At 64.9% G+C, this 11,193-nt stretch carries 10 protein-coding genes and 1 pseudogene; 8 read left to right on the plus strand and 3 right to left on the minus strand.

Translation table 11 applies throughout. The features are described from left to right. From V7D81_RS21640 to V7D81_RS21665, 6 genes and pseudogenes are all read left to right on the plus strand, one after another. A pseudogene (locus V7D81_RS21640) lies at positions 1-518 on the plus strand (dihydrolipoyl dehydrogenase); the annotation flags it as partial. Positions 519-624: 106 nt separating this feature from the next. Beyond that, on the plus strand, positions 625-1,872 hold the full coding sequence (locus V7D81_RS21645; protein ID WP_324320222.1) for a Yip1 family protein: 1,248 nt from the start codon (positions 625-627) through the stop codon (positions 1,870-1,872). Positions 1,873-1,970: 98 nt separating this feature from the next. Then, entirely contained in the window at positions 1,971-2,951 is a 981-nt protein-coding gene (locus tag V7D81_RS21650) for an NAD(P)H-quinone oxidoreductase (protein WP_349257718.1), read from the plus strand. Continuing rightward, positions 2,951-4,390, plus strand: a complete 1,440-nt coding sequence (locus tag V7D81_RS21655) for an FAD-binding oxidoreductase (protein ID WP_324320226.1) — start codon at positions 2,951-2,953, stop codon at positions 4,388-4,390. Before V7D81_RS21650 ends, V7D81_RS21655 begins: the two co-directional genes overlap by 1 nt. Positions 4,391-4,449: 59 nt before the next feature. Continuing rightward, on the plus strand, positions 4,450-4,800 hold the full coding sequence (gene arsC / locus V7D81_RS21660) for an arsenate reductase (glutaredoxin) (RefSeq protein ID WP_324320228.1): 351 nt from the start codon (positions 4,450-4,452) through the stop codon (positions 4,798-4,800). Between the two features lie 77 nt (positions 4,801-4,877). Then, positions 4,878-5,432, plus strand: a complete 555-nt coding sequence (locus V7D81_RS21665) for a DUF2058 domain-containing protein (RefSeq protein ID WP_324320230.1) — start codon at positions 4,878-4,880, stop codon at positions 5,430-5,432. A 143-nt stretch (positions 5,433-5,575) separates the two neighbouring features. Here V7D81_RS21665 and V7D81_RS21670 read toward each other — a convergent pair whose 3' ends face one another. From V7D81_RS21670 to V7D81_RS21680, 3 genes are all read right to left on the minus strand, one after another. Continuing rightward, positions 5,576-6,043, minus strand: coding sequence for a thioredoxin family protein (locus tag V7D81_RS21670; RefSeq protein WP_324320232.1), 468 nt, complete (start codon positions 6,041-6,043; stop codon positions 5,576-5,578). A gap of 124 nt (positions 6,044-6,167) precedes the next feature. Continuing rightward, positions 6,168-7,079 (minus strand): NUDIX hydrolase, encoded by a 912-nt coding sequence (locus V7D81_RS21675; RefSeq protein ID WP_324320234.1) that lies wholly within the window; start codon positions 7,077-7,079, stop codon positions 6,168-6,170. Positions 7,080-7,260: 181 nt separating this feature from the next. After that, the gene (locus V7D81_RS21680) at positions 7,261-8,355 is read right to left on the minus strand and encodes a zinc-binding dehydrogenase (RefSeq protein ID WP_324320236.1); all 1,095 of its coding nucleotides are present in this window, start codon (positions 8,353-8,355) and stop codon (positions 7,261-7,263) included. A 225-nt stretch (positions 8,356-8,580) separates the two neighbouring features. On the opposite strand from V7D81_RS21680, the gene V7D81_RS21685 reads away from it, so the two are divergent. After that, a complete protein-coding gene (locus V7D81_RS21685) occupies positions 8,581-9,039 on the plus strand; it encodes a (2Fe-2S)-binding protein (protein ID WP_349257719.1) in 459 nt (152 codons plus the stop codon). Positions 9,040-9,052: 13 nt separating this feature from the next. Next, the coding region (locus V7D81_RS21690; RefSeq protein WP_324320240.1) for a xanthine dehydrogenase family protein molybdopterin-binding subunit at positions 9,053-11,193 on the plus strand (2,141 nt) is incomplete at its 3' end.

Consider the following 11,193-nt stretch of genomic DNA (forward strand, 5'->3'; position numbering starts at 1 on the left):
GCACCAACGTGCCGCACATCTTCGCGATCGGCGACATCGTCGGCCAGCCGATGCTGGCTCACAAGGCATCGCACGAAGCCAAGGTCGCTGCCGAAGTGGCGCACGGCGAGAAGCGTTTCTTCGACGCGCGCGTGATTCCCTCCGTGGCCTATACCGATCCGGAAATTGCCTGGGCCGGTCTCACTGAAACCGATGCCAAGGCGCGCGGCGTCGACTACGAGAAGGCCAGCTTCCCCTGGGCCGCGAACGCTCGCTCGCTCACGCTCGGCCGCGACGAAGGCATGACCAAGCTGCTGTTCGACAAACAGACGCACCGCGTCATCGGCGGCGGCATCGTCGGTCCGAACGCCGGCGATCTGATCGCCGAGGTCGCGCTGGCCATCGAGATGGGCAGCGACGCCGCGGACATCGGCCTCACGATCCATCCGCATCCGACGCTGTCGGAGACCATCGGCATGTCGGCGGAGGCATTCGAGGGGACGTTGACGGATCTGTATCTGCCAAAGAAGAAGGGCTGACTGGCAGACCCGTCGGCCGGTCTGGCTCTTCCGGGCCAATGTCCCGCCGGTGTCCGCGGCGTAGAATTTCCCGCGTCCCACACCAAACCATAACCGGGAGAAATTCGTGGACTTCAACAAGCTAGTCGCGCGGGCGAAGGCGATCCTGCTGATGCCGAAAACCGAGTGGCCCGCGATCGCCGACGAGCCGGCGACGGTCGCGGATCTGTACAAGAACTACATCATCCTGCTGGCCGCCATTCCGGCGATCTTCGCGTTCCTCAAGATGAGCCTGATCGGCATGAGCATCCCGTTCGCCGGGACGATCCGCATCGGCATCAGTGCCGGCCTGACGCAGATGGTGCTCAGCTATGCGCTGTCGCTGGCCATGGTGTTCGTGATGGCGCTGATCGTCGATGCACTCGCGCCGTCGTTCGGCGGACAGAAGAATCAGGTGCAGGCGCTGAAGGTGGTTACCTATGCCTACACCGCCAGCTGGGTTGCAGGTGTTGCGCAGGTCGTGCCCATCCTCGGCACGCTCATCCTGATCGCCGGCGGCATCTACAGCATCTACCTGCTGTATCTGGGGCTGCCGCACACCATGAAGTGTCCGCCCGACAAGGCCGGCGGCTACACGGCCGTCGTCATCATCATCGCCATCGTGCTGAACGTCGCCATCTGGACGGTGGCCGGTGCCGTGGCGGGTGTCGGTTCGCTGATGAGCGGCGGGTCCTCGTTCAGCGTTTCCGACAACGACGTCACCTTCGACAAGGACAGCTCGCTCGGCAAGCTCGAGCAGTGGAGCAAGAGTGTCGAGCAGGCCGGCAAGCAGATGGAAGCCGCGGAGAAGTCGGGCGATCAGCAGGCGCAGGCCGATGCCATGAAGGCACTCATGGGTGCCGCGCTCGGCGGCGGCCAGGTCGAAGCGTTGGCCCCAGATCGTCTCAAGGCATTTCTGCCCGAGTCGCTGGCGGGGCTGTCGCGCGGCGATCTGTCGAGCGAACGCAATGGCGCGATGGGAATGCAGATCTCTGAAGCGCGGGCCTCGTACGCCGACGATTCGGGCCGCACGCTGCAACTGGACATCACCGACACAGGTTCGGCAAAGGGACTGCTCGGACTCGCAAGCTGGGCGGGCGTCGAGGGCGAGAAACAGACTTCCAGCGGTTACGAAAAGACCTACCGCACCGACGGCCGCCTCGTGCACGAGGAATGGCGCGGTTCGGACGGCGAATACGCGGTCGTGCTCGGCGAGCGTTTCACCGTCAAGGTCAGCGGACAGGCGGCCAGCATCGACGAACTGAAGTCCGCGATCGCCGAAGTCGATCTCGGCGGCCTCGAAGCGCTGAGCAACGAGGGCGTCAAAACCCACTGAGCGGAGCCCACTGAGCGGGTGACGCATGGCGACGGGCGAGGCAGAATGCTGCGCCCGTCGCCACCGCCGCATCACCCATGAGCCCGATCCCCGCCCGCATGCGCGTCGTCGAAGTCCGCCAGCCTGGCGGGCCGGAGGCGCTGCAGATCGCTGAATGGCCGGTGCCTGCGCCCGGCAATGACGACGTCCTGATCCAGGTGGCTGCGGCCGGCGTGAATCGTGCCGATGTCCTGCAGCGCCGCGGTCACTATCCCTCGCCGCCCGGCGCGCCGCCGAATCCCGGACTCGAAGTCGCCGGCCATGTCGTCGCGGTGGGTGACCGCGTCAGCGAATTCAAGGCCGGCGATGCCGTGTGTGCATTGCTGCAGGGCGGTGGCTATTCCGAGTACTGCGCCGTCGATGTCGCGCAGGTGCTGCCGGTGCCCGGCAAGCTGAATCTCATCGAGGCAGCTTCCCTGCCGGAAACGTATTTCACCGTCTGGAGCAATCTGTATGAGTTCGCCGCGCTCGAGCGCGGCGCAACGCTGCTGGTGCACGGCGGATCGAGCGGCATCGGCATCTCCGCGATCCAGCTCGCGAAGGCGCTCGGCAGCGTGGTGCTCACGACCGTCGGCACGGACGACAAGGCGCGCTTCTGCGAACAGCTCGGCGCGCAGCACGCCATCAATTACAAGACGCAGGACTTCGTCGCGGAAGTCGACAAGCTGACGCAGGGCAGGGGCGTCGACGTCGTGCTCGACATGATCGGCGGCAGCTATCTGGCGCGGAATCTCCAGGTACTGGCGGTCGAAGGGCGGCTGGTGATGATCGCGACCCAGGGCGGCACGAAGGGCGAGATCGATGTGCTGCGCGTCATGCAGCGGCGGCTCAAGATCACGGGATCGACGCTGCGCACGCGCGATGCGGCCTTCAAGCGCCGCATGAAGCAGAAACTGCTGGAGCACGTCTGGCCGCTGCTGGCGAGTGGCGCGATCAGACCCGTCGTCGATGAAGTGTTTCCGCTCGCGCAGGCGGCCGCTGCGCATGCGCGCATGGAAAGCAGCGTTCACAAGGGCAAGATCATCCTGCAGGTGGCGTGATGGCGACGAGCGCGCAAGACACACTGCAGTCGCGGTTCCTCAGTCCGGCGGCTCGCCAGCGCAAGGCGCAGTTGATCGAACAGCTCGCCTCGATGCTCGGTTCGCGGCTGAGTACCGGCGAGGCGGTTCGCGAACAGCATGGCCACGGCGAAGCGTCCGGTCGCACCTATCCGCCGGATGCGGTGGTGTGGCCGGAGTCGACCGAAGAAGTCAGCCGTATCGTTGCGGCCTGCGCGCAGCATGAAGTTCCGGTGATTGCCTTCGGCGCAGGCACCTCGCTCGAAGGTCACGTGAGCGCGCCCTACGGTGGCATCTGCCTCGACCTGTCGCGCATGAACCAGGTGCTGGACGTCCGCGCCGACGATGCGGACTGCGTGGTGCAGCCGGGCGTCACGCGCGAACAGCTCAATGCCTACCTGCGCGATACGGGACTGTTTTTTCCAGTCGATCCGGGCGCGAATGCCAGCATCGGCGGCATGGTGTCGACGCGGGCATCGGGCACGACGACCATCCGCTACGGCGCGATGACGCGCAACGTGCTGGCGCTGCAGGTGGTGCTGGCAGATGGCCGCATCGTTCGCATCGGCACGCGCGCGGCGAAATCGTCGACGGGCTATGACCTCGTGCGACTGCTGGTCGGCGCCGAAGGCACGCTCGGCATCATCACCGAGATCACGCTGCGTCTCTACGGCATTCCGGAGGCGATGACTGCGGCGACGTGCGTGTTCCCGGATCTGCAGGGCGCGGTCGATACGGTCGTGGAGATCATTCAATCCGGCGTGTCCGTGGCGCGCATGGAATTCCTCGATGAACATCAGATTCGCGCCTGCAATCGCTACTCGCAGATGAACCTGCCCGAGCAGCCGACGCTGTTTCTGGAGTTTCACGGCACCGCAGACAGCATCGACGGGCAGACGACGCGGGCCGAAGAGATCGCCCGTTCTCATGGCGGTGCGGGATTTCAATGGGCCGCGGCCCAGGAGGAACGCACGCGGCTGTGGAAGGCGCGTCATTCCGCGTACTTCGCCGTGCGCGCCTATCGGCCCGGCTGCGATTGCCTGATTGCCGACGTCTGCGTGCCGATATCGCATCTGGCAGCGGCGGTCGCCGCGGCGCGGGCCGACATCGATGCTGCGGGACTGCTCGCGATGATCGTCGGCCATGTCGGCGACGGCAATTTCCATGTCATGTTCATGCTCGATCCGGCGGTGCCCTCGGAGAAGGAGCGCGCCGATCGTGTCTACGACGCGATGATCGATCGTGCGCTGCAGGCCGGCGGAACCTGTACGGGCGAACATGGCATCGGACTGGGCAAGCGCAGAAAACTCGTGCAGGAATACGGCGGGGAAGTCGTCGGCCTCATGCACTCCATCAAGGCGGCGTGGGATCCGCAGGGCATTCTCAACCCCGGCAAGATTTTCCTGGAGGACGGTCGGTGAGCCCGATCGAGTTCCGCGCCCCGTGAAATTCGCCGACTCTCCGTTCGCCAGGTAACGTCATGGCCGAGTACACGATCTATCACAATCCGCGCTGCTCCAAGAGCCGCGCCACGCTGGAGCTGCTGCGCGAGCATGGGGTCGAGCCCACGATCGTCGAATACCTGAAGGAACCGCCGAGCGCGGCGCAGCTCAGGGAGATCGTCGCGAAGCTCGGCATGGAACCCGGGCAGCTGGTTCGCAGGAGCGAGGACCTCTTCAGGGAGAAGTACACGGGAAAAACCCTGAGCGATGCGCAGTGGATCGACGCGCTGGCAAGGCATCCCGTGCTGATCGAGCGCCCGATCGTCGTGCACGGCAAACGGGCCGCGATCGGCCGGCCGCCGGAAAATGTGCTGACTTTGCTGAAGTAGCCGGCCCGGTGGGCTGGCAGCGCGCCCGACCCGGCGTAAAATGCCGGCTCCTTTCCACCTCCCGTCGAGAAACTGCGATGACCGGCTTGTCCCTGCGCGAGCAATTGCTGGCTGCTGGCCTGGTGTCCAAGAAACAGGCCCAGCAGGCCGAACACCAGCAGAAGCAGAAACACCATCAGCACGCCAAGGGCCAATCCAGGGGCCAGGCCGCGCCCGTCAACGAGGCGAAGAAGGCGGTGCAGCAGGCGCAGGCCGCCAAGGCCGCGCGCGATGCGGAGCTGAACCGCAAGCGTCAGGAATCGCTGGAAGCGAAACAGAAGGCGGATCAGATCCGGCAGCTGATCGAGGCGAACCAGTTGCCGAAGCTGGAGACGGACGACTACTTCAACTTCGTCGATCGCGGCAAGGTTCGCCGCCTGTCCGTCGATGCGCAGCGCCGCGAGCAGCTGATTGCGGGCACGTTGATGATCGTGCGGTTCGAAGGCCGCTACAGCGTCGTGCTGCCGCCGATCGCGGCGAAGATCGGCGAGCTCAATGCGAAAGCCGTGGTGTCGCTCGATGCCAAGGGCGAGGCGCCGGCGGAAGATGATCCCTACAAGGATTTCGTGGTGCCGGACGACCTGCGCTGGTGAGTCTTCCTGTGGGGCCGGCTTTCCCGTGGGATTCCCTTCGGTCACAGCCAGTGGCACTGACTTGAGGATCTGCTCTGCCTGTGGGGCCGGCTTCAGCCGGCCTGAAAACAGTCAGGCTGAAGCCTGACCTACAAGTCCATCTCTTACGGCTTCCACTTCTCCACGAATCCCAGGAACGCCGTCTTGTCGTAATCCGAGCGGCCGTGCTCGAACGAGCCGGTGGATTGCGATGCCAGCACGTTGCGCTCCGGCGAGACGACCCAGAAATGCGGCGCACCGCGCGCTGCAGGCAATTGCGAGAAAAAGAACTCGTTGAAGTTCTCGTCGCCGACGTACACCTTCATGACCACGAACGCATCATGCAGCGCATGGTTCACGTCGTCGTTGCGCGTGATGAAGCGGTCGAGCGCATAGCACCAGCGACACCAGTCGCCGCCGGCGATGATCAGCACGCGCTTGTGTTCGGCCTTCGCCTGTTCGATGGCGGAGTGATACTGATCGAAGGGATCGGCCTGCGGATCGTAGCCGAGGCGATTGTCCATGCGTGCTGCATGTGCCGCCGCGGCCGCGCAGGCCGTTGCCGCCAGCGCGATCAGGATCTTTCTCAACATAATGACAATCCCCGGATTCTTCTGATGAATTGCGCGGGGAGGAAGACTAGCGTCGTTCCGCGATCGTGACACCCGTCGCGATTTCTTACAGGCGTTGCAGACGAAACCCGGGCGCGACAGCAGTTCAGCGATCGACGAGTACGCGCGAGGGCAGCTCCTGCAATGCGCCGCAATCGGCCACGGGCAGGCCGTCGCCGGGAGACGATTCGTAGTCCGCATCCCACGGCATCACGACTGCCATGCGCGATTCCGCGCGAAACATTTTCGGCAGGATCGGCATCACTTTGCGGGTCGCTTCGCCAGCGAGCAGCGCATCGAGCGAGCCGTAGCGGGTCAAGGTCGCCTGCAGATCGTGCAGATTGCATTGGGTGGGATGCGAAATCGGCATGTCGCGCCGCTGCGCGGCCTGCAACAGATCGTGCGGCGTCATCCACACCGACTCGACCGTTTCGCCCGTATCGGCGCTGGCCAGATGCGCCTGCGGCGCGCGCACGATGAAGAATCGCGTATCGAATCGTTTGGGCGCGCTCGACGGCGTGATCCAGTGCGCCCAGTACGTCATGCCGGCGAGATCCGGTCGCAACTCGTTGTCGCGGAGCAGTTGCACGAACACTTCGGCGTTCTCGTTGCTCGTGGCCCGCAGCGGCTGCACGCGTTCGAGCAGCGCGGCGGAAGGCGACGAACCATCGTCATGCTTCGCCAGCAGCACGCCGGTTTCCTCGAAGGTTTCGCGACAGGCCGCGAACACCAGGCCGCAGACGTGTTCTGCATCCAGCGCATCGCCGTGCAGATCCACCATCGAAATGCGTCGCGTCACGGCGTCGACATCCAGCAGCTCGAGCGCCGCCGCGGAGCTGTCCGAGGGATGCAGCGATCCGCCGGGGAATACCCACATGCCTGCCATGAAGGAAAGATTCGCGTGCCGCCGCACCATCAGCACTTCGACCTGCGCGCCTGCCTCGCGCAACAGAAGGATCGTGGCAGCGAGGCGCGGTAGACTCGCGCTCGTGTTCGGATCGCCAGCCGGTGTCGTCATTGAGCGGGAACAACCTGAAGAGGGAGAATTTCCACGGGGGAAGAACGGGGACACGGGGAGCACGGGGATAAGAAATTTTCTGTTCCGAACCCCGTGTTCCCCGTGTCCCCCGTGGAAATTCTCTTCATCTTCTCTTCGATCTCCGTGTGCTCCGTGATCTCCGTGTGAAACCCTCCTCTTCCTAAAGCACCACGACCGTCCGGATCGACTCGCCGTTCTGCATCATCCGGAATCCTTCGCCGATGCGTTCCAGCGGCAGGCGGTGCGTGACGAGCGCGTCGAGGTTGATCTTGCCGTCGACATACCAGTCGACCATCTCCGGCAGACGGTCGAGACGCGCGCCGCCCATGTAGCAGCCGGTCCAGTGGCGGCCCATCATCAGCTGCGTCGGCACGGCGTTCACTTCCGTGCCGTGCGGCGCGACGCCGATCACGTAGGCCTTGCCCCACGCCGGGTTGGTGCATTCGAATGCCTGGCGCATCACCTGCGGCAGGCCGATGCATTCGAACGTGTAGTCGGCGCCGCCGCCGGTCATTTTCATGAGATGACTGGTGATCTTTTCGACCTGCTTCGGGTTCACGAAATCCGTCGCGCCGAACTGGCGGGCGATCGTTTCCTTTGCGGGATTCATGTCGACGCCGATGATGGTCTTCGCTCCCGCGAGTTTCGCACCCTGCACGACGTTGAGGCCGATGCCGCCGAGGCCGAAGACGATCACGGAACTGCCGGGCTCGATGCGCGCAGCGAACATGGCGGCGCCGATGCCGGTGGTCGCGCCGCAGCCGATGTAGCAGATCGGATCGAAGGGCGCGTCATCGCGCACTTTGGCGATCGTGTCCTGCGGCAGCACGGTGTAATCGGCGAACGTACCGAGTCCCCACAACTGCGACACCGGTTTGCCGTTCAGCGAGAAGCGGCTCTCGCGCGGACGCAGGCGATTGAAGGCCTCGACGCAGAGATTGGTTTTCTCAGGCCGCGCGCAGTACTGACACTTTCCACAATGTGGAATCAGGAACGGAATGACGTGATCGCCGGGTTTGAACTTCGTGACGCCCGGACCGCACTCGACGACGACACCGGCGGCTTCATGACCCAGCAACACCGGGAACTGCCACGGCGACTTGCCTTCGTACACGTTCAGATCGGAGTGACACAGCCCGGTCGCCTTCACGTGGATCAGGACTTCGCCTTCGCGCGGTCCTTCCAGCTGCAGCGTTTCGATGACGAACGGCTCGTTGGGAGCGTGAACGACGGCGGCACGAACGTTGAGCGGCACGAGCGTTTTCCTTCGGCAGTGTTACGCGAGGGGGCGACTCTACGCAGGTCGGCGCGTGCGGGCAATGAACGACGAGACGTTCTGATCGTGCGACCATGAGTCTCGCGCCGCGAGTCCGGCACGCTGCTGCTCTGCGGATTCTGCCGCTAGAATCCCGGGGCACCGTCGGCCAGCGCCGCCCCGTGTGCACGTATGCCAGCCACCCGCCAGCCCGAGGATTCCGCCATGCTCACGCTCGACATCAACGGCAGGAAAGTCGAAACCGACGCCGAACCCGATACGCCGCTGCTGTGGGTTCTGCGCGATCACCTCGGCATGACGGGCAGCAAGTACGGCTGCGGCAAGGCGTTGTGCGGTGCGTGCACCGTGCATGTGAACGGCGCGGCGACGCGCAGTTGCGTGCTGCCGGTCGCTGCGGCCGCGTCGATGAAAATCACCACGATCGAAGCCGTCGGCGACTCGCCCATCGGCCATGCCGTGCAGGAAGCGTGGATCGCGGAGAACGTGCCGCAGTGCGGTTACTGCCAGTCGGGCCAGGTGATGAGCGCGAGCGCGCTGCTCGCCACCAACAAGAAGCCGAGCGATGCGGACATCGATGCCGCCCTGTCCGGCAACATCTGTCGTTGCGCGACGTACGTGCGCATCCGTTCGGCGATCAAGCGCGCTGCCGAATCGCTGGCGTAACCGGAGGTCCACCATGAGCACCGTAGAGAAAGAGACGCTCCTGCACGCCAGCCGCCGCGATGTCCTGAAGGCGAGCGCGGCATTGACCGTCGCGTTCTGGTTGCCGCAGGGCAGGGCGATCGCCAACGGCACGGCACATGCCGCGTTCGAACCGAACGCCTTCATCCGCATCGGTACCGACGGCATCGTCACCGTCGTCTCCAAGCACATCGAAATGGGGCAGGGCGCGTACACCGGGCTCGCCACCATCGTCGCCGAAGAGCTGGATGCCGACTGGAGCAGGGTGCGCGTCGAAGGCGCGCCGGCAGACACGAAAACCTACGCCAATCTCCTGTTCGGCAGCGCCATGGGCACCGGCGGCTCTTCGTCGATCTCGAATTCGTTCGATCAGCTGCGCAAGGCGGGTGCGACCGCGCGGGCGATGCTCGTGAGTGCCGCGGCGCAGAAATGGAAAGTGCCTGCGAACGAGGTGACGGTCAGCCAGGGCGTCGTGTCGCATGCGGCGTCGAAGCGCAGCGCAACCTTCGACGAACTGGCGGCCGAGGCCGCGAAAGTACCGGCACCGGCCGATGCGAAGCCGAAGGATGCATCCGCGTACACGCTGATCGGCAAACCGGTCGCACGCGTCGACAGCCGCGACAAGTCCACGGGCAGGGCGACATTCACGCAGGACATCCATCTGCCGGGAATGCTCACTGCGGCCGTCGTGCATCCGCCGCGTTTCGGCGCGAAGGTGAAGGGTTTCGATGCCAGCCAGGCGAAAGCAGTCAAGGGCGTGAAGGCGGTCGTCGCTTTCGAGACGGACGTGCGCTCGGGCGTCGCGGTACTCGCCACGGATTTCTGGACTGCGAAGAAGGCGCGCGATCTGGTGACTGTCGAATGGGACGAGACGGCAGCTTATCGCGGCAGCACGACCGAACTCTTCAGGGAATATCGCGAACTGGCAAAGCAGCCCGGCGAATCGGCGAAGAAGGTCGGCGACGCGCCGGCCGCGCTCGAGTCCGCGGCCGAGGTGCTGGAAGCCACGTATGAATTCCCGTATCTGGCGCATGCGTCGATGGAACCGCTCAACTGCGTCGTGCGCATCGGCGCGCAGGACTGCGAGATCTGGAACGGCGAGCAGTTCCAGAGCATCGACCAGATGGTCGTCGCGCGCATGCTCAACCTGCCGCCGTCGAACGTCACGCTGCACATGCTGTATGCCGGCGGCAGTTTCGGCCGTCGCGCCAATCCGCACGCCGACTACGTCGCGGAAGCAGTGGCGATCACGAAGGCGGCCGGTGTCGACGTACCGGTGAAAATGGTGTGGACGCGCGAAGAAGACACGAAGGCCGGCTACTACCGGCCGCTGTACGTGCACACGCTGAAGGCCGGACTGGACAAGTCGGGCAGGCTCATCGCGTGGCAGCACCGCATCGTCGGCCAGTCGATCATGGCCGGCACGCTCTTCGCGGGCCCTGGTGCGATCGATGCCACGTCGGTCGAAGGCGCCTCCAACCTGCCGTACACGGTGCCGAATCTGTCGGTGGAACTGCACACGACGAAGAACCGCGTGCCGGTGCAATGGTGGCGTTCGGTCGGATCGACGCACACCGCGTTCTCGACCGAGTGTTTCCTCGACGACATCGCGCGTCACACGAAGCAGGATCCGTACGCATTGCGCAAGGCACTGCTGAGTGCCGACCACAAGCGCCATCACGCCACGCTCGATCTGGTGGCCGAGAAGTCCGGCTGGAACAGGCCGCGTCCGGAAGATGAAGTGTGGGGACTGGCGCTGCACGAATCCTTCAACTCCGTGGTCGCGCAGGTGGCGCAGCTCAAGCGCACGGCGAACGGGTTGAAGCTCGCGAAAGTGATCTGCGCCGTCGACTGCGGTCTGGCCGTGAATCCGAACATCGTCGCGATGCAGATGGAGGGCGGCCTCGGCTACGGTCTCGCCGCAGCGCTCTCCGGCGCAGTGACGCTCAAGGACGGCGTGGTGGAACAAGGCAACTTCGACGACTACCCGGTCCTGCGCATGAACCAGATGCCCGCCGTCGACGTCCACATCGTGCCTTCGACCGCCAAGCCCACCGGCGTCGGCGAACCTGGCACTCCGCCGATCGCCCCAGCCCTCGCCAATGCACTCGCGCTGGCGAACGGCACGCCGGTGCG

This window comes from Povalibacter sp. (assembly GCF_036735925.1).
GTDB lineage: Bacteria > Pseudomonadota > Gammaproteobacteria > Steroidobacterales > Steroidobacteraceae > Steroidobacter.